Below are 17,761 nucleotides of genomic sequence, written 5' to 3' on the forward strand. Positions count from 1 at the left end.
GCGCTACCCTCCCGGCTCAGCTGCCGAACGCTTCATGGCTTCGATTTCAGCCTGTGCTTCACCCAGTTCTGTGAGAATCTTGAGCGTTTGCGCGGCTTCTTCCTCGTCGATCCGGCTCATCGCGAATCCGACATGGACGAGCACCCAGTCGCCGAGGCAGGCCGACGGCGGATGATCCTCGCTGACGATGCAGGCGATGTTGACCTGCCGCTTGACGCCGCTGACGTCGACGGTCGCAAGCTTTCTCGCTTCGTCGTCGATCCTTACGATCCGCCCGGGAATACCGAGACACATGACGGCTTTCCTTCCCTGAAGTCTTTGTTTGATTTCATCAGATGCGCAGCTCCAATGACGGCTTGGCCGAGAGCAAGTCCGCCATCGTTGGACGGAACGCGCGCATGTGACAGCACAGTGAACTGCTCGCGCTCCAGCCGGCGCACCACCTCCTCGAATAGGATGCGGTTCTGGAAGCAGCCGCCGGTGAGCGCGACGGTCGAGAAGCGTCGCTCGCCGTCCTCGGGGGAGCCGGCGAGCTTGCGTGTCATGGCGGCGATGGACTTGGCCAGCCCCTTGTGGAACCGTGCAGCCATCACCGGCGCCGGTGTCTTCAGGATCAGGTCACCCAGCACCGCATGCCACATCGCGAGCGGCTCGATATAGGGCAAACCCGTGCCGGCGAGATTGGGGATCGTCAGCGGATAGGCCAGCGCCTCGTCTTCATCGGCGAGAGTTTTCTCGTCGACCATGGCTTCCAGCCGCGCCGCCGCCTCGCCCTCATAGCTCTGCGCGTCCCGGCAGACATCGAGGGCGGCGGCCATGGCGTCGAACAAGCGCCCGCAGGATGATGCTGGCGGAGCGTTGATGCGGTTGCGCGCCATCGAATCCAGCAGCGCGCGCGGCTTTGCCGCCAAATATGAATGGAGCTCGAGCTCGGCGAAATTCATTGTCAGCTCGGCCCAGCTCATCTCCGCCATGAGATGCGCATAGAGATTGCGCCAGGGCTCGCGCACGGCCTGGACGCCGCCAAGCATCGGGATCGGCTTGAACGTACCGGCCCGCGTGTAGCCGACATAGTCGGCGAGCATGAACTCGCCGCCCCAGAACGTCGCGTCCTCGCCCCATCCGAGACCATCGAGAACGATCCCGAGGACCGGACGGCCGTCGAGCGCATATCCGTTCTCGGCAAGACAGGCCGCCACATGGGCGTGATGATGCTGCACCTCCATCAAAGGCAGCGTCCCGCCCGCCAGGTGCTCGCGCGCGAGCTTGGAGGACAGATATTCGGGGTGCATGTCGGCGATCACTGCCGTAGGCTCGTGCTCGAAGAGCGCGGCATAGAGCGATAGGTTCTTCCTGTAATCGTCGAATGTCGCGACATCCTCCAGGTCGCCCTGATGCTGGGACAGGATCGCAGCGCCGTCCTTGAGCAAACAGAACGTGGCCTTCAGCTCCCCGCCCATGGCGAGCAGATCGGGCGCTTTCGCGAACCCCCTGGGCAGGGCGATCGGCGCCGGTGCGTATCCTCTGGCGCGACGCAGGAGCCGCGGCCCGCCCGCCACCACCCGGACCACAGAATCGTCGACACGGTTGGCGATGCGCCGATCGTGGGTGAGCGCGAACGTCGCAATCCCCGCGAGGCGCTCCGTCATCTCCGTATCGCCCGTCACCTGCGGCTCGCTCGACAAATTGCCGCTGGTCATGACGACCGGCCGGTCCATCCGCCGCAGCAGCAAGACATGCAGCGGCGTCGTCGGCAGCATGAAACCGAGCGTCCGCAATCCCGGTGCAATCTCGTCAGGCAGGTGCTCCGGCCCATTCGCATGCAGGAGCACGATGGGGGCCGCCGGGCTTGTCAACGCGACCAACTCGTGTTCGGCGAGATCGCAGAACCGGCGGATAACGTCAACGTCCCTGGCCATCAGGGCAAACGGCTTGCCGTCCCGCTGTTTCAGTTTGCGCAGCCTCCTGACCGTGTCGGCCTGGGTGGCGTCACAGGCGAGCTGGTAGCCGCCGAGCCCTTTGACGGCGACGATTTCGCCCTTCTGGATCAGGCTGCACGCCGCATCCACATCGTCAAGCATGGAAAACTGCTCGAAGGTAAAGTGACGCCCGTCGAGCCTGACCAGCTTCGCCTTGGGCCCGCAGGCATGGCAGGCGATCGGTTCGGCGTGAAACCGCCGGTCGGAAGGGTCGCGGTATTCGCGGGCGCAGTCGGCGCACATTGCAAACGGCGACATCGCGGTCTTGGCGCGATCGTAGGGGATGCCGTCGACGATGCTCAGCCGCGGCCCGCAATTGGTGCAATTGGTGAAGGGGTAGCGGAAGCGGCGCGCAAAGGGATCGGTGGTTTCGCGCGCGCAATCGGCACAGAGCGCCGCGTCAGGTGAAATCTCGGTATGAGCCCCGCCATGTGCGCTCTCGACTATCGCAAAATCGTCGCGCAGCACGCCCGCATAGGCGGTGATCTCGATTGCCTCGATCTGGCTCAGCGGCGGCGGATCGCCAGCGATGCGGTCGACGAGCATGTCAATGATCGCCCGTTCTCCCTGCACGCGAACCAGAACGCCTTCTCCGTCATTCAGCACCTCGCCGCCAAGCCGCAGTTCCCGCGCGTGGCGCCAGACCGCCGGCCGGAAGCCGACGCCCTGCACACGTCCGCGAAACCGGATTTCAACGACCTCGACAGGGTTCTGCGGCGCGGCGAGGTTGAGCCTGCTCATGGTGTTTTGTCCCAGATCAGGATCCGGTTGTTGCCGGTGTCGGCGATCGCCAGAGTCCGACCGACTGCCGAAGCAGCATAAGGCCAGCACAGGCTGTCGCGACTTGCCGCGCGCCAGCGATTGTCACCTTTGTCGGCAAAGCCGTTCTGGGCCGCCAGCCCTGTGGCCGGCGCATCCATGGCGAGGTCCTGGAGATGGAAGCCAAGCAGCCGCGAATTTGCGGTATCGCAGACCACGAGCTGGCCATCCCAGATGACGAGACCATAGGGCATGCTCATCGCGCTCGAGGATGGATCGTACGAGCTGCGATTGTGATCGACGCCCGCGAAATCGTCCTGGCCCAGCACGAAATCGCACGGCGTCCCGCTGACGGTGGGGAAATGGCGCCATACCATGACGCGATTGTTGCCCGCGTCCGAGATCGCGAGTGCGCCGTCATGGCAGGCGATGCCGTGCGGCCACCGCATGCTGGTGGCACAGACGTCGCCGCCGGCATTGTCATCACGGGTGACGAAGTCTCTTTGGCCGAGGACCAGATCGGCCGGCGTGCCGTTGGCGGTCGGAATGCCGTTCCAGATCAGAACGCGGCGATTTCCGGTGTCGCAGACGATCAGCCTGCCCTGGAAGATCGCGACCCCGTAGCACCAATTCAGTGTGTCGGAGCGAGACACCGCTCTTCCGCGATTGGCTAGGCCTGAGACGAAGTCCGCCTGACCTAGAACCACATCGGCGGGCTGGTTCGAGGCGGATGGATAGCGATTCCAGATCAGGATCCGGTGATTCCATGCATCCGCCACGGCCAGGATGCCGTCTGCGGCAGCGACGCCGGTCGGGAAGTTGAGCGTGTCGGGGCCGATGTCGCGCTTGGCGTTGCGGCCCTCGCGCGAGAAGTCGGATTGACCGATCAGAATATCGGCGGGCGCTTGATCGGAGGACGGACAGCGGCTCCAGATCAGCAGCCGATGATGGCCACTGTCGCAGACGAACATGGGCCCGTTCTTGTCGAGACACACCCCACGCGGGCCGAACAACGTCTGGGCCGACGGAACGATCGATTGCACAAGTCCGTCCGGCGTGACCTCTCCACCCAGAATCACGCGGGCGCCGGCCGGCGAGAGAAACCGGCGTGGCACGTGGTTGTCGCGCATCCTAGCGCGCGGTCGGTCCAAGCGAATGGTTGCGGCTGAAGTGATCATGGCTATGCCGTTATCCTCACTTCAACCCTGGTTCCGATGATCCTGACCGCGTGCGGCTGCAGTTGCACCTCAGGCGCGGTCAGGCATTCGCCACTGGCGAGGTCGTATCTGAACCCATGATAGGGACAGGTGATGATGCCGCCCTGCACCTCGCCATCATGGATCGGAAGGCCGAGATGCGCGCAGGCATTCTCGAAACAGGAGATCGATTCCCCACTACGTGACAGGATGATCTTGCGTCCGCCCAATTCCATCGCGCGGACCAAGCCCTCCGGAAAATCCGCCCAAGCTCCCGCCGGTATCCACTGTCCTTCCGCATTCAGCGCGAAGGGGCTGATGAACCGAACGCCGCCTTCGCTCGCCGCGGCCAGCCCCTTGACCTGAATAACGTCGGTGATCTCGGGGCAGACATCCTGAAGCGCCTTCTTCACGCCGGCATGGAATGTCAGCGCCGAGGCGGGACAGCCGTCGCAGGCTCCCTTGAACCGAACCTCCACTGCCGGCGGGCGAACCGAGACGAGTTCGACATCCCCACCATGCGATTTCAGCATCGGCCGGACGCTTTCGAGTGCCTGCTCGACCCGCTCGTTGAGGGCCGCCCTCAAGAGGTTGTAGCGCCGCAGCACCGCGTAGACGAGCTCGTCCGAAGCTGCGCTCTTCATGGCGGCCAGCGCGGCGGGATCGGCCTTCAAGGCACGTATCAGGCGCCGGAACGCTTCCGCATTGAGCGCTTCGATCGCGATCTTGTAGGCGGAAACGACGCCCCGCTGCGTTTCATCCCAGGTCGCCACGACCGTTTCCAACCGCTCGATATCGCCGACAAAGCCGGCGAGATCCTCCCGAAGTGTTGGTGTCGATTCGTGAGCGTTCATGCGATCTCGCGCCGGCCGCGCTCCTCACCTATAGCGGAGGTTTCGGAAGAGATAAGGCTGCAAGCCCCCACCAATTGCTGCTGCCAGGGCTGAAGCCGCCCATATCGGCGCCCCGACCAGCGTAAGAATGATGAGCAGCATGGCTGTGACCGCCACCCCGATCGCAATTTGCCGGTAAGCCTTGGCTGGGTCTGCGAAAAGCTTTCCGCGGAAGAACAACAAGATGGAGTTCTGTGTCATTGCCCACATGTCATCTTCCTCAAGCGATGATCGAAAGAGCGATAAGGCCGACGAAAACGCCGGCAATTCCAGCCAACGGGCCGTAGAAACCACCGAGCAGCGCTGCGAGCTCATTTCCGAGCACTTTTCCGCCGACGATGAGGCCGCCGACCATTCCTCCTGCGATTGATGCAATCATCGCCAGACCGAGACTTAAGGCGAATATTGCCGGAGTAAGTGACACGCTCATTTGCAAGAACTCCTTCGATCCAGATTTGCTAGGAATGCAGGGTGGTAGGTCGATCGAGAAGCGCCGACAGCTCCATCAGCTCGCGCTCGATCTGCATGGAGGCCTCGCTGACGATCTGAGCGCGACCGGGATCTCCATGGGCCAGGAATATTTCGCGCGCCTCTCTGTAATAGACGAGGGCCATTGAGAGATTGATGCCCCTGCCGGTTTCCGAGTTCGAGGCATGACCGGGCAGATTCCACAGGCAGTTTGCCTTGTTCGAGATGGTGTTCGCGTACTCGATCGGCATCGTCTCGCGGGTGCGGACCTTAAGTGCCTCGTCATAGGCCTCAAGCGCGCGAAGATTATTCTCGAGCACGTGGCTCGAGGCGACATATTGGAGGGCATTGCCGAGGTTGTTCTGCAACATCGCGTATTCGACAGGATCATCGACGAGAGTCACGACTTTGAGCGCTTCCTCGAAGGCTTGAACAGCAAGAGCCTCTCGCATTTTGCCGCGCTGATCGGTCATCGGCATGGAGAGAAAGGCCGTCGCCAAATTGTTCTGAAGAATGGCGTACTCTTTGGGGTGGCTCGTTCGAGTGAAGGTACGAAGGGCGCGTTGATAGGCTGCTATCGCCTCAGAGATCTTTGCGCGGCCAACGGCAGCGAGGCTTTGGATGCACAGCCCGAGATTCATCTCGGCTTCCGCGGTTTCTTCAAGCGTTGCGAGTTGAGTGAGCTCTGGCATGATGGCTTCGAAGATGGACCGAGCGAGCTCGATTGACTTTGTGCCCTGCTCGGGCATCGCCTGCAGCGCCGTTGCTTTGCGCGCCAGAATACGAGATCGCAGCAAAGCCAGCTCACCGGGACAGACGGTCAGGGCTTTGTCGTAGAGTTCTATTGCGGAGTTGATCTCATCCGGCGACTTGGGCCTCGTTTGCAGCCCTATTCCGATCTCCATGAGCATCTCGGCTCGCTCGGCCGGCGTAGCCGTCTCGGCCTCCGCTGCTTGCAAGGCTGCGCGTACCTGTTCGCTCAGAAGGCCTGCCGCCAAGGTGTCCTCCCGGACCGAGCGCTTGATTTGCCGCGCGTCATTGATGCGGATCAATCTTGCAGCCAAATTTTCAGTCTGTCTACTCAATAAGCGAAATGTAAAGAAAGTTTACAAATCGAACGCATGCGCGATGATGAGAGCTTGGTCAGCGGAGGACCATTCGGCTGCGAACTCGCGGACGTCTATCGGGACATTGTGCTCGCTGAAGAAGTCGGGTGCATGCACCACGCGATCACCAGCGATGTTGCGCATCTTCAACAGATATCCACCGCCCGCCTGGTGACGGACTGGCAGGATGCAAAGATCGTTGTCTCGTCGGAGCAGGATGACGCATTGAAGGCCATCGAAGAAGCGTCTGCAGAGCGCGGCAGAAAAGTAGAGCGAGCCGTCTTTGATGGTGACCGCAAGATTTGGCATCAGCCCACCGGCACGGCCTCCTGGGGCGTTCGCAGCAACTCTTCGATCCTAGCGGCGACCTTCATGACCGCCTGCGATACACGACAAGATAGCGACAGACCAAGATCGAGTTGCTCTGCCTCGATCAGAAATACGATGACATCGTCGGGAAACGCATCGCGAAATATCGCCTTTCCGGCGAAAAGTGCGTGCTCCCAGCGAAAGTCGTGCAGATTAAGTCCACCTCCATAAGGTTTGGTCAATTCGTGTCCTGGGACCTCGAAGATTGCGCCCGGCTCGGAGCCGGATCTGCAGGCATCGACGATAATCAGCGTTCGGCAGCCCCGCGCAGCGAACATCGCCGCCATCCCGTCGGTGCCAGCGTCGAGCAGACGAATGTCAGCATTCTGTCCGAACCCCCGATCTTTGAGCTGCCCGAGAACAGCAAGACCGGCGCCGTCGTCGGAACGATTTGGATTTCCACAAGCAACCACGGCAATCACGGCGTGCCCTTTCCATGAGGCGCATCAGATGCGCCAGAGCTTACAGGACCAATCGGGTTCGACCGGCACATTCAGTTCCGGCAGCTCGCAGAAGCGCTGGTGCACCTTGTAGTACATGCAAGTTTCGCAAAGCTGCGTAATGCCGGCGTGCTCAATCGGATATGAGGTAAACCCCGCGAGCTTGAGCTTAGCCTCCAGATCATCGCCTGCAAGGCGAAGGTCGCAGACAAGCCGCTGAACTTGCTCATGGCTGTCTGCGCGCGGATACACGTCCGTGGCAAGACCAGAGGTCAGGAGACCGATGATGCGGGAACGTAAGCTTTCATCGCTGGCGGAGGCCATGACGAGCGCCTCGGGTGAGAAGCTAGATGCGCCATAGCCGGCACCACCAGTCCGGCTCGACAGGCACAGACAGCTCTGGCAGATCGCACCATTTGCGGTGCACGAGATAGTACATGCATTCCAGGCAGCGTTGCCTGTCAGGTCCGTAAGGATGGTCGAGGAACCCCGAGATCACGAGTTTGGCCTTGAGGTCCTTCGTATCGAGCTGACGCAGCTGCAGCAAAATTTCCGCAAATTCCTTGTCCGTCTCGGGAAAGGGCTCGACTTGCGTTTCGAGCCCATCCGCAAGCATATCGGCGATGGCTTTCAGGGTAGCCCCGTTTTCGGACGCCATTGTGCGACGCGCCTTTTGACGTAGTGATCCACCGTGGTTCGCTCGGCCTGCGAGAATGACCAAACGAAGCCTGTTGATGCAATCCAGTGACTCGAGCGAGTTTGCGGTCAGGCTGTTCTAAAGCGCGCCAGTTCCTCTCCTGTCTTTGCGTCGTGCGCGTGGACCGTGCAAACCAAGCACGAATCATAGGAGCGGCAGACATGGCCGACTTCAACGGGATCGCTCGGATCCTTGATAGGCGAGCCGATCAAGGCCTGCTCCATCGGTCCTCGGGTGCCGTCCGCCGCCCGCGGTCCAACATTCCAGGTAGTCGGCGCAATGATCTGGTAGTTCTTGATCTTGCCGTCCTTGACGTCGATCCAATGGCACAGCGCTCCTCGGATTGCCTCTGTGGCGCCCCAGCCGCGCCCGTCGCGCTCGTTGGGCTTGATATACCACGGGTCGTTCAGCCGAAACTCACGAAGCGCGTGTTCAGCTTGCCGGTATAACTTGACACCTTCGTGCATGCGGGCGAAGTGCCTGAGCATGACGCTGGCGCCCCCCAGCTTCTTGTACATATCAAGGACCAGCGGATCGTAATGTTGCCAGCTCTCGCCGTGCTTGCCGCCTGCGATCAGCTGCCGCGATAGCGGCCCAGCTTCGAGCCGGCCGCTTTCATCGTGACACACGGCGGTGGCCCAGGAATACTTTCCACCCATGTCGACGGCGTTCTTCTGGGTCGGTACAGTCTTGCGGTCAAACGGATGCAGCCCACCCGGCTCATCGTACCAAGCATGGGCTGTGTCTTCGCGCGTAAAGTTCTGGTCCATGAGCTTGAACGTATCGCTACGGCCATCGTAGACGCCGCTCTTCATGATGACCGCGGCGTTGCGGCCTTCGATCGTCGGTTTCTGATACTTGTCCTCGTGGGGAAGGTATCCCCAGGACACGAAGCGGCCGTGACCTTGACCATACTTGTCCATGCCGCAATCGATGCTCATCCGCCAGAACATGCCCAGATCAGAATTGGCGTGGTGCGGCGTTTCATCAAGCCAGGCCATGAAATCGTCATAGCTTTTGATTTGTTCGTACCGCTCGAGCGAGCAGCCTAGCCATATCTTTTCCATCCATTCGCGGCGGAAATACTCGAGGATCGACCAGGCGCGCGTCACGTCGGTGAGCGTCGGGGCACACATCACCCCGCCCGGTACCATGTAGCTCGAGTGGGGCCATTGCCCGCCCAGCAGAGCATAGATTTCGACGGGCTTGCCAGAAATCGTCACGCCGATTTCGTAATTTGCGCCGGTGAAGGGAGCGTAGCGCCTCACCGCCTCTTTATAATATTTCGAGCTCGAATAATTCTTGTGAGTGTAGTCGATCATGAAGAGCCCGTAGTGATGGCGCGGAAGGCTCTGCAGACTCTCGACGAGCTGGCCGAGATTTCGGGCCAGGATGGCGTTGCGTGGCACCTCGGTCTGCCAGGCCGTATCGAGCGCCCATGCGGCGCAGGTCAGATGCGAGGCGCCGCAAATGCCGCAGGCGCGCGGTGTGACAACGAGGCCGGCTTGGGGATCCTTGTCACGCAGAATGATTTCGAAACCGCGAAACAGCTCCGCTTGGGTCCAGGCGTCGACCACGACCCCATCCTGGATGTTGACACGCACGTCGAGATCGCCTTCGACCCGGCCGACCGGCGAAATGTCCAGAGTTTGCACTGCGCTTGGCATGTGAATCGGTTCCTGATGACTGATGGTTGAGCGACAGGTCTGTGAGCAGGACACTCGTCAGACGACGAAGATGTCTTCCTCGGCCCATGCTGGTGAGGCGGCTTTCGCGGCCGCGGTCAGCTTGACGTAACCGGCTTTGTCAACGCCGGACGGCAGATCCTTGGGCACGCCCATCAGAGTCTGGGTCTTGAATACCGTCCCGGGGGCCAGCTCAAAGAACGGAAATTCCGGCTCGGTACAGCCCATGCACGGCATGCCTGCTCGGGTCTTCGACGATTGCCGATTCCAGAGAATGCGGTTGCAGGGTGAATGCGTCATCGGTCCACGGCAGCCGAGATCGTAGAACAGGCACCCCTTTCGCTGGCCATATTCCGTGGCTGAGACCTTATAGGCAAAATGCATGTTCCGCGTACAGCCGGTCTGGGTGAAGCTCGTGAAAAACGTCTTTGGGCGTTGAAACTCGTCGAGCGAGAGTTCAGCACCTCTGCCGGTCGCCACCGCGACGACAATTTGCGTGATCCAATCCGGATGGGCTGGGCATCCCGGTATGTTGATGACGGGCAAGCCTGCCTTTGATCGGTAGCTTGTGCCGAGATAGCCACCTTGCTGACGTTTGAGAAATTGTAGTCCTTGGCTTTCTGACGGATTGGGAGCAGTCGCGGGAATACCGCCATATGTTGCACAGTCGCCAATCGCGACAGTATAGCCGGCGACCTTGGCAAGATCGGTGACCCAATCTTTCATCGGGCGGCCCGCAAAGCGATTCCATTCGCCAGTGCCATTCGGCGCGTTGACCACCGTGCCCTCGAACACGAAAATATCGAGCGGCATCTGTCCTGATGTCAGCGCGTTGAGAAGCTTCTTCAGATTCTCGCCGAGCTCAAGGCCGAGCGATGGGTGCCATAGGACGTTGATGCCGAAATCTGTGACGAGATCACAGGCGCTTGGCTCCTCGGCATTGAGAAACGACATCGTGTTGCCGGAGCACGCTCCCCCCTGGAGCCAAAGAAGATTAGTCATCTATTTCCTCCACCAAATCAGACGCGCTGGCATGGCATCTTTGTCGGAAGGAGGTAGCAAGGACCATGCCGAGCGGCTCGTACCTTGCAATTTTCAAAAAGCTCAAGGATTCTAAGCGTCAGCTGACTTCGCAGGGCGATCTACGGTGTGTGACGCCGCGCATACTAAGTTTGCTATGCATACCAGCTTGTCAATGTAAGCAATGATCGTTGCAGCGCATCAAATATTGCAAGGGTTGGCATTAGTCCTTGTTACGGGGTGACGGTGCCCAAAGCTCCTTCCCTGAGGCAGGCTGAAGTATCGCTCGTTCGGTGCTGATTTTTTGAAGACGAGCAGCGGTACTCAGCCGTGACGATTGCCACATGCAGGACAATCGACCTCGAGCAGATAACCGTACCAGATGCCCTCGCAGCGGCTGCACCAATGTCCAGTCAATTGGCGCTCCGGCAGACCGAGCCTTCTGGAAAGCAGGCTCAGCCCGAGATCCTTTGCTGGCGTCCTGCGAGCAGGCGAAACTCGCGACTGGGGGAAGCGCACCAGGTTGGGTGAGGGATCCCTCTTAAACTGATCTTCGTTGCGTACCATCGGCTGTCTCACTCTGCCTCATCGAGGCTATAGCGCTTGATCTTGTTGGAAAGTCCAACGCGCGAGAGTCCAAGTTCGTTCGCAGCCTTGCTTTGATTCCACCGATGCCGCGACAGCACTTCGGCGACAACTTGCTTTTCGAGGCATTCGACCTTTTCTTTCAAGGTGGTGCCCCGCAGCTCGTACCCGCCGGCTGACTTGAAGCGGGAGCGCGGCGGGGCCGCCAATATAGCGGGCGACATGTGCGTGGTGGTGACGTACTCCCCCTCCTCCGTCAGTGACACCATGCGGCGGATTTCGTTCTCAAGTTCTCGAACGTTTCCCGGAAAGTCGTAAGCGGAGAGCTTTTCGAGAACGGCTGCAGAAATTCCAAGGATCTTGCGCCCCATCGCCTCGCTGTGCTTGGCGGCAAAGAACTCCGCTAGCACCGGGATATCCTCTCGGCGATCACTCAGCGAGGGAACTTCCAGCTCGAATCCCCGCAGGCGGAAATAGAGATCCTGTCGGAATTTGCCCGCGGCGACCAACGCGCGGAGAGGACGGTTGGAGGCAGCGATAATGCGGACATTGCTGGTGACGATCTTGTCGGAGCCGAGCGGCTTGACCTCTCCCTCCTGCAGGAAACGAAGCAGGCTCACCTGAAAAGATGAAGACACCTCGGATATTTCATCGAGGAATACCGTTCCCCGGTCCGCGGCGCGAAAAAGGCCCAGCCGGTCTGAGACAGCGCCCGTAAAAGCGCCGCGCTTGTGCCCAAAGAGCTCGGATTGTAAGAGCTCATCGGACATCCCCCCGCAGTTTTGGACCAGCAACGGGCTGTCGCGGCGGCCAGAGTTGTAATGAATGGCGCGAGCGAGAAGCTCTTTGCCCGTCCCCGTTGCCCCCTGAATCAAGATAGGCAGCTCCGTTTTGGCTGCTTTTCGCGCGAGCTCGCTGAGGTTGTGTAGTTTTTCACTGACGTAGACGAGCTTTTCGAAACGGCGGCTCTCCGGCTGCATCGGCAGAATGGGCCTTGCGTGAATGCCTGTGGCATTCGCTGGAAATTTGAACTCTCGTGTAAGAAGGCGATGTCGACGGGCAAGTTCACGGGCCTCAAGGCCACGCTCCACCATAAGTCCAATCTGGTTGGCGTCCAGCGGCTTACGGATGAGCTGATAGATGCCGGCGGGCGCCATTTCCCGTTGGCCGATCTCGGTCTTGGCCTCGAGCGCCAGGATGCGGATCACGTCAGGATGAGATACTCGTAGATCAACGAGGAACTTCAGACCTTTGCCTTCGCCATACTCGACGAGAGCAATGTCTACTTGGGCGTCGGCCAGGGATGCCCTCGCATTTTCGACCGAATCGGCGGAAAGAACGCGGTAGTCGTATTGGTCTGACAAGGTGTCTGCGATGGCAGCCCATTCAGGGCCGCTCCGCGCGATGATCAGCACTGTTTGCAGGTCGCGCATGCAACATTCTTTCCAAAATGCAAAGCAGGTTAGCAATATCTGCAAGATAAATCAACTTCGCGAGGCTTGCGCTGTCCATAGTGGTTCGGCAGGTCCGTGAACCCGCAATTAACCCCGCCGCAATTCCCCAAAGGCCGGCAACCTTTTCGCAGCTTCCCCCACTTACTATCGCGGCCTCGCTGTTTGGGGGCAGTGCAAATGGCATTTCCGGTCAACTTTATCGCGGCGGCGCTTGCAAGCTGCATGAACGATGTCCGCTGTTGGTTGACTGCAGCAAAGCCTAGCCCGCTAGAATCATGTCGCTCTGGCGAAGCCGGCCCGCTCGAGCAGCTTAGATTGGACAATGACCGTTTGAGGCGCGAGCTCAAACGCCTGAGCGATTTCCTTGATACCTCTTCGGAGGTCGTCTGGGAAACCGATGACCAGCTGACGATTACAAGCGGCAAGGAAGACCTCGGGCTGCCGGCCGGCCAAATTGGAATCAAGTTGGCGGAGGCCTTGGGGATCAATCCGCTCGCGAGCAAATCCTGGATCGAATATCTGCAGGCTCTTTCCAATCGAAAGCCATTTCGGGGGTTCGAAATCTGCTTGGACGGACGTGCGGGGGACGAGCTTTGGCTGGAGATCAACGGCAATCCGACATTTGCGAGGGGTAAATTCCAGGGTTATCGAGGCACCTGCCGGAATGTGACCGAGCGCAAGCTGCACGAGGCGCAAATTGCATTTCTGGCGGCCCACGATCCCCTCACAAGACTGGCCAACCGGCGCAGCTTTCACGAGCTTGTGGAGCGCGCGGTTGGAACACGAGGGCGGCACAAGCGCATTGCGATTTTGTGTCTGGACCTTGATGGCTTCAAAAGCGTCAATGATACGCTTGGACATGGCGTTGGCGATGCCCTGCTGCTTGAGGTGGCGCAGCGATTGAAATCTTGCGCCAAGACGACAGACCTCGTCGCTCGGCTTGGCGGGGACGAGTTCGCGATTCTGCGGGTTGATGCCGCCGATCCTGAGGACGCCAGCAGCCTCGCTGAGAGAATCCTCGCATCCATTGGCGAACCCTACTTCCTCGATGAACACCGGGTGATGATTGGCACGAGCATTGGCATAAATATCACGGCATGCTCCGAAAACGGAACAGACGAAGTGATTAAGAATGCCGATGTGGCGCTCTATCAGGCAAAGTCCGATGGACGCGGCACCTATCGAATATTCCAGAACGAAATGAACGTCCGTTTGCAAGAGCGCCTGCAGCTCGAGGTAGACCTTCGCCAGGCTTTGCAACGATCTGAGTTCGAACTGTTTTATCAGCCCATCGTGAATATCGAATCCAAGCAGATTGTCACGTTCGAAGCGCTCTTACGCTGGCATCATCCGCAAAAAGGGACGATACCCCCTACGACCTTTATTCCCCTCGCCGAAGAGACAGGGCTCATCGTTCCGATTGGTGATTGGGTGCTTCAGCAGGCCTGCCGCGATGCCGCATCATGGCCGCAAGACGTAAGAGTTGCGGTCAATCTGTCGTCTGTTCAATTCAGGCGCGGAGCCTTGGAACTGTCCGTGACCCGCGCCCTGGCTGCTGCGGGCTTGCATGGGTCTCGTCTCGAACTGGAGATTACCGAGAGCATTCTGCTGCACGACGAAGAGATCACGCGCGACATTCTCAATAGGTTGCGGGTGCTAGGAGTTCACATCGCCATAGATGACTTCGGCACAGGCTACTCCGCATTGAGCTATCTGCGGAGCTTCCCATTGGACAAGATCAAGATCGACCGATCCTTTGTGCAGGATCTCAGCCGCGAGACGAGCGCGGCGGCGATTGTCAGGGCAATTTCCGAGTTGGGGCAAGCCTTGGACATGACCATTGTCGCTGAGGGGGTTGAGACAGCTGAGCAGCTTAGGATTCTTGGTGACCAACGCTGCACGCAAGCCCAAGGCTACTTCATCGCTTACCCCCAGCCTGCGGCGCAGCTGATCCGCGTCATTGAGGAGCTGAAAGCTGTTGCCTAATCTGGAGCTGCCCAAGGTTCGAGAACCCCTCGGCTATTTTAAAGCGGAAGCCACCCGCTGAGGTCTTGATGCACCTTAACACTTCGAGCCGTTCGCGCCAACACCGCGGCGGGCCGCTACTGATGTAGCCATTGGGGGCAAAGCTAGTCTACATGCTGGCAGGAGAGACTCAACGAGGAGATCAGGAGAACAAAACAGCCCTCAGGCAACAAAACGCCTTGCCTACTCCGATCATGGCTTTGAAGCTTTTCACGCTATTCTAGAAAGCCCGAATGCCTGAAAGGACCTCCCTACACTCTTGTGGCGGCCAAGTCAGGGAGGGGGCAGACAACCGGTCTTTTGGCGGAGCTCCCTCTCGTCTTTTTTGACCTGACACTGCGCCTTTGTATTGCTCAGGCCGCATGCATCGCGAGCCCAATTCGGGACAAGTGCGTGATCGTCTCGCTCATTGTCGTTTGGCACCAACGCTGAAATTCTGCCGATTGTCTGTCCTTGACTTGGCGCCTCCTGAAAACGGTAGTCTTGCGACGTTTCAAGGCCTGAGAGGCTACGCTGTTGAACAGGGCAGCAAACCAACTGCGGCTTGCCCGCCTCGCGGCCGACCCTAGTTGGTAGCATGGGAATTGCTCTGTCGATGATGGTGGTCTCAAGATCGGACAGTGCCACCATTGGTCGCTCAGGCAGCAGTCACGCGGACTGGCATACTTTTGAGCCCCCGAAGGGTGTTATTTAGCATGCGCTCGGGTTCGGCAATGAGTTCAATTGATTTTACCCGCTTCGCAAGTTCCGTTAGAACCAACTCACCCTCCAAGCGTGCGATCATCTGGCCCACACAAGCATGAATGCCGGAGCCGAAGCCCACATGTCCTGTTACAGGTCGCTCCACATCGAAGCGCTCGGGCTCTTGCCAACGAGCCGGATCACGGTTGGCGGATGCCATGAAGACCAGCACTTTGGTCCTCGCTGGTATGATATCGCCCGCCATTTCCACTTCACGCGAGGTGGTGCGGAAGAAGGTCTGCACAGGTGAATCATAGCGTAGCCCTTCCTCAAACGCATTGCGGGCGAGTGCCGGGCGCTCGTGTAGTTTGGCGAATTGCATTGGATGGCTTGCGAGTGCAAGCAAGGTATTCCCCAGTCCATTGATCGTCGTGTCGACACCCGCAGTTAGGAATGGCCGGACCAAATGCGTGGCCTCGTGTTCAGTAATCTCACCTGCATCAGCAGCTTCGTAGATCATCGTTCCAATGCCATCGGGTCTGAGCGCGCTGCGTGCGCAACGGTCCATGATCCATTTCTGCGCGGTCAGCCCTGGATCACGAGATCTGGCGAGAATGTGATTATCCGGTCCGAAGCTGTTGAAGACGAACGTGCTCCAGGCAAGCAGGTTCTCGCGTCCCTCCTCTGAGACGCCAATGGCGTCGGGGAACACCTTTAGGGGATAAGCTATGGCCAGATCTGTCATCGCGTCGAAGGTCCCCCGCTCGACGAGCTCGCCGATTTTCCTCTCGGCCTCCTTCTGAAAGGTGTCGCGCAGGTTCTTCGCTACGCCCGGTGACATGGTCCGGGCGAGGATTCGGCGTCCCTTCTCGTGATCGGGCGGGTCGATCTGTAGCGTCATCGGCCGGGGCAGCGCTGGGTTCATACCCTTTAGGCCGACGCCCTCTCCGCTGATGAAGGTCTGCCAATCCTTGAGCGTGGAATCAACCTGCTCATACCGCGCCATGGCCCAGATGTCGTACGGCTCGATCCTGAACACCGGTCCCAGTTCGCGAAAGGTCTGGTACGCCGGATACGGATCCCTCAGCACCTCATCAGCGAACGGATCGATCCGAGTAGAAGCAAACTGGCTCATGGCGGCCCCTCGACTTATTGTTTGCTGAGAGGACAATTGCCCTCGTTCTCGGGTCTGAAGGCATCTTCGCCCTTGATGATCCCGACAACCTTCAGGAGGTCCCACTTGGATTTCGACTGGTCGGGCGATTTGACCTGGAGGAGATAGAGCGGATGGATCTTACGTCCGTCCTTGCGGATGAAACCTTTGCCGAACAAGGAATCGTCGGTCGGAAGCTCCTTCATGGCGGCAACGACCGCCCTACCGTCTTTCGCGCCACCGACCTTGTCGACGGCCTTCAGGTAGTGAATGACGCCAGCGTAGACGCCGGCTTGCATGTCGTTGGGATAGGCCTTGGATGGGATGCGCTCCGAGAAGCGCTTGGCGAAGGACCGGGTGGCCTCGTTGAGGTCCCAGTAGAACGGATTCATGATTTGGGCGCCTTGGGCGAATTGCAGCCCGAGAGACGGAATGCCGTTCATGCCCAGAATCAGACCGACCAGTTTGTGATCTTTGGTCAGGCCGAACTCGGCGGCCTGCTTCATCGAAGTGATCGTATCGTCGCCGGCGTTGGCGATACCGATGATGTCGGCGCCGGAAGCCTGCGCCTGCAGCAGGAACGAGGCGAAGTCGGCCGTCCCGAGGGGATGACGGACGGCTCCGAGGACCTGTCCCCCGGATGCCTTGACCGATTCGGACGCCTGCTTCTCCAGATCGTGGCCGAAGGCATAATCGGCCGTGATGAAGAACCACTTTTTGCCGCCCTGCTCGACGATGGTCTTGCCGAGCCCGCGGCCATAAGCATAGGTGTCGTAAGTCCAGTGCACCGTATTCGGCGTACACTTTTCTCCAGTCAACAATGCCGTACCGGCGCCAGAGCCGACGAACACCTTGTTCTTTTCGGCGCTCATCCCCGCGACTGCCAGCGCAATCGCCGAGTTGGGGACGTCGAAGATTGCATCGACGCCCTCATTCTCATACCAGCGACGCGCGATGTTGACGCCGGTGTCCGACTTGTTCTGGTGATCCGCACTGACGACTTCGACCTGCCTGCCGCCAGCCTTTCCGCCATAATCCTCGACAGCCAATTGAGCCGCGATGACGGACCCAATGCCCTGATAGCTTGCAAATGCTCCGGACTGGTCATTGAGAACGCCGAGCTTCACCGTTTCCTGCGCATCGGCCGATCCGCAAATCAGCGCAAGCAAGGAGACGCACGTCGCCAATAGGCTTGTCACCCTCATGGATACTCCTCCCGGCTACCGTTGCGGTCTCAGCCGCATAATACTT

17 protein-coding genes are annotated in these 17,761 nt (G+C 59.5%); 1 reads left to right on the forward strand and 16 read right to left on the reverse strand.

The window, feature by feature from the left end; all coding sequences use genetic code 11:
• Positions 1-3: 3 nt before the first annotated feature.
• The 14 genes from L6639_RS28995 to L6639_RS29060 form a co-directional block, all read right to left on the reverse strand.
• Positions 4-294: a HypC/HybG/HupF family hydrogenase formation chaperone gene (locus L6639_RS28995; RefSeq protein WP_128930114.1), complete on the reverse strand. Its 291-nt coding sequence runs from the start codon at positions 292-294 to the stop codon at positions 4-6.
• Complete coding sequence (hypF, locus tag L6639_RS29000; RefSeq protein ID WP_128955153.1) at positions 264-2,720, reverse strand: carbamoyltransferase HypF; 2,457 nt, start codon at positions 2,718-2,720, stop codon at positions 264-266. The genes L6639_RS28995 and hypF overlap by 31 nt, the downstream gene beginning before the upstream one ends.
• The gene (locus L6639_RS29005; protein ID WP_232995560.1) at positions 2,717-3,853 is read right to left on the reverse strand and encodes an NHL repeat-containing protein; all 1,137 of its coding nucleotides are present in this window, start codon (positions 3,851-3,853) and stop codon (positions 2,717-2,719) included. Before L6639_RS29005 ends, hypF begins: the two co-directional genes overlap by 4 nt.
• A gap of 65 nt (positions 3,854-3,918) precedes the next feature.
• Complete coding sequence (locus L6639_RS29010; protein WP_128930111.1) at positions 3,919-4,788, reverse strand: NifU family protein; 870 nt, start codon at positions 4,786-4,788, stop codon at positions 3,919-3,921.
• 24 nt (positions 4,789-4,812) lie between these two features.
• The gene (locus tag L6639_RS29015; protein ID WP_128930110.1) at positions 4,813-5,037 is read right to left on the reverse strand and encodes a hypothetical protein; all 225 of its coding nucleotides are present in this window, start codon (positions 5,035-5,037) and stop codon (positions 4,813-4,815) included.
• A 10-nt stretch (positions 5,038-5,047) separates the two neighbouring features.
• Positions 5,048-5,257 carry a hypothetical protein gene (locus L6639_RS29020; RefSeq protein WP_128930109.1) on the reverse strand — a complete coding sequence of 70 codons (210 nt, stop codon included), beginning with the start codon at positions 5,255-5,257 and terminating at the stop codon, positions 5,048-5,050.
• Positions 5,258-5,285: 28 nt separating this feature from the next.
• Positions 5,286-6,347 carry a tetratricopeptide repeat protein gene (locus L6639_RS29025; RefSeq protein WP_232995559.1) on the reverse strand — a complete coding sequence of 354 codons (1,062 nt, stop codon included), beginning with the start codon at positions 6,345-6,347 and terminating at the stop codon, positions 5,286-5,288.
• 54 nt (positions 6,348-6,401) lie between these two features.
• Complete coding sequence (locus L6639_RS29030) at positions 6,402-6,710, reverse strand: hypothetical protein (RefSeq protein ID WP_128930108.1); 309 nt, start codon at positions 6,708-6,710, stop codon at positions 6,402-6,404.
• Complete coding sequence (locus L6639_RS29035; RefSeq protein ID WP_128930107.1) at positions 6,710-7,192, reverse strand: hydrogenase maturation protease; 483 nt, start codon at positions 7,190-7,192, stop codon at positions 6,710-6,712. The genes L6639_RS29030 and L6639_RS29035 overlap by 1 nt, the downstream gene beginning before the upstream one ends.
• Before the next feature lie 24 nt (positions 7,193-7,216).
• Positions 7,217-7,534 carry a hypothetical protein gene (locus L6639_RS29040; protein ID WP_128930106.1) on the reverse strand — a complete coding sequence of 106 codons (318 nt, stop codon included), beginning with the start codon at positions 7,532-7,534 and terminating at the stop codon, positions 7,217-7,219.
• 22 nt (positions 7,535-7,556) lie between these two features.
• The gene (locus L6639_RS29045) at positions 7,557-7,868 is read right to left on the reverse strand and encodes a hypothetical protein (protein WP_128930105.1); all 312 of its coding nucleotides are present in this window, start codon (positions 7,866-7,868) and stop codon (positions 7,557-7,559) included.
• Positions 7,869-7,975: 107 nt separating this feature from the next.
• Positions 7,976-9,574, reverse strand: coding sequence for a nickel-dependent hydrogenase large subunit (locus tag L6639_RS29050; protein WP_128930104.1), 1,599 nt, complete (start codon positions 9,572-9,574; stop codon positions 7,976-7,978).
• A gap of 57 nt (positions 9,575-9,631) precedes the next feature.
• On the reverse strand, positions 9,632-10,594 hold the full coding sequence (locus L6639_RS29055; protein WP_128930103.1) for an NADH-quinone oxidoreductase subunit B family protein: 963 nt from the start codon (positions 10,592-10,594) through the stop codon (positions 9,632-9,634).
• 593 nt (positions 10,595-11,187) lie between these two features.
• Complete coding sequence (locus tag L6639_RS29060; RefSeq protein WP_128930101.1) at positions 11,188-12,630, reverse strand: sigma-54 dependent transcriptional regulator; 1,443 nt, start codon at positions 12,628-12,630, stop codon at positions 11,188-11,190.
• A gap of 198 nt (positions 12,631-12,828) precedes the next feature.
• Here L6639_RS29060 and L6639_RS29065 point away from each other — a divergent pair, with 198 nt between their 5' ends.
• Positions 12,829-14,637 (forward strand): putative bifunctional diguanylate cyclase/phosphodiesterase, encoded by a 1,809-nt coding sequence (locus tag L6639_RS29065; RefSeq protein WP_128930100.1) that lies wholly within the window; start codon positions 12,829-12,831, stop codon positions 14,635-14,637.
• Positions 14,638-15,313: 676 nt separating this feature from the next.
• On the opposite strand, the gene L6639_RS29070 is transcribed toward L6639_RS29065, so the two are convergent.
• Together L6639_RS29070 and L6639_RS29075 are read right to left on the reverse strand one after the other, a co-directional pair.
• Positions 15,314-16,492 (reverse strand): cytochrome P450, encoded by a 1,179-nt coding sequence (locus tag L6639_RS29070; RefSeq protein WP_128930099.1) that lies wholly within the window; start codon positions 16,490-16,492, stop codon positions 15,314-15,316.
• 14 nt (positions 16,493-16,506) lie between these two features.
• The gene (locus tag L6639_RS29075) at positions 16,507-17,715 is read right to left on the reverse strand and encodes an ABC transporter substrate-binding protein (RefSeq protein ID WP_128930098.1); all 1,209 of its coding nucleotides are present in this window, start codon (positions 17,713-17,715) and stop codon (positions 16,507-16,509) included.
• Positions 17,716-17,761: the final 46 nt, after the last annotated feature.

Source organism: Bradyrhizobium zhengyangense, from assembly GCF_022012555.1.
Lineage (GTDB): Bacteria > Pseudomonadota > Alphaproteobacteria > Rhizobiales > Xanthobacteraceae > Bradyrhizobium > Bradyrhizobium zhengyangense.

What these genes read in the sequence shown, in the direction of transcription:
- L6639_RS28995 (WP_128930114.1), bottom strand. Translation starts at nt 294, where the DNA reads ATGTGTCTCGGTATTCCCGGGCGGATCGTAAGGATCGACGACGAAGCG.
- hypF (WP_128955153.1), bottom strand. Translation starts at nt 2,720, where the DNA reads ATGAGCAGGCTCAACCTCGCCGCGCCGCAGAACCCTGTCGAGGTCGTT.
- L6639_RS29010 (WP_128930111.1), bottom strand. Translation starts at nt 4,788, where the DNA reads ATGAACGCTCACGAATCGACACCAACACTTCGGGAGGATCTCGCCGGC.
- L6639_RS29015 (WP_128930110.1), bottom strand. Translation starts at nt 5,037, where the DNA reads ATGTGGGCAATGACACAGAACTCCATCTTGTTGTTCTTCCGCGGAAAG.
- L6639_RS29020 (WP_128930109.1), bottom strand. Translation starts at nt 5,257, where the DNA reads ATGAGCGTGTCACTTACTCCGGCAATATTCGCCTTAAGTCTCGGTCTG.
- L6639_RS29030 (WP_128930108.1), bottom strand. Translation starts at nt 6,710, where the DNA reads ATGCCAAATCTTGCGGTCACCATCAAAGACGGCTCGCTCTACTTTTCT.
- L6639_RS29040 (WP_128930106.1), bottom strand. Translation starts at nt 7,534, where the DNA reads ATGGCCTCCGCCAGCGATGAAAGCTTACGTTCCCGCATCATCGGTCTC.
- L6639_RS29045 (WP_128930105.1), bottom strand. Translation starts at nt 7,868, where the DNA reads ATGGCGTCCGAAAACGGGGCTACCCTGAAAGCCATCGCCGATATGCTT.
- L6639_RS29050 (WP_128930104.1), bottom strand. Translation starts at nt 9,574, where the DNA reads ATGCCAAGCGCAGTGCAAACTCTGGACATTTCGCCGGTCGGCCGGGTC.
- L6639_RS29055 (WP_128930103.1), bottom strand. Translation starts at nt 10,594, where the DNA reads ATGACTAATCTTCTTTGGCTCCAGGGGGGAGCGTGCTCCGGCAACACG.
- L6639_RS29060 (WP_128930101.1), bottom strand. Translation starts at nt 12,630, where the DNA reads ATGCGCGACCTGCAAACAGTGCTGATCATCGCGCGGAGCGGCCCTGAA.
- L6639_RS29065 (WP_128930100.1), top strand. Translation starts at nt 12,829, where the DNA reads ATGGCATTTCCGGTCAACTTTATCGCGGCGGCGCTTGCAAGCTGCATG.
- L6639_RS29070 (WP_128930099.1), bottom strand. Translation starts at nt 16,492, where the DNA reads ATGAGCCAGTTTGCTTCTACTCGGATCGATCCGTTCGCTGATGAGGTG.
- L6639_RS29075 (WP_128930098.1), bottom strand. Translation starts at nt 17,715, where the DNA reads ATGAGGGTGACAAGCCTATTGGCGACGTGCGTCTCCTTGCTTGCGCTG.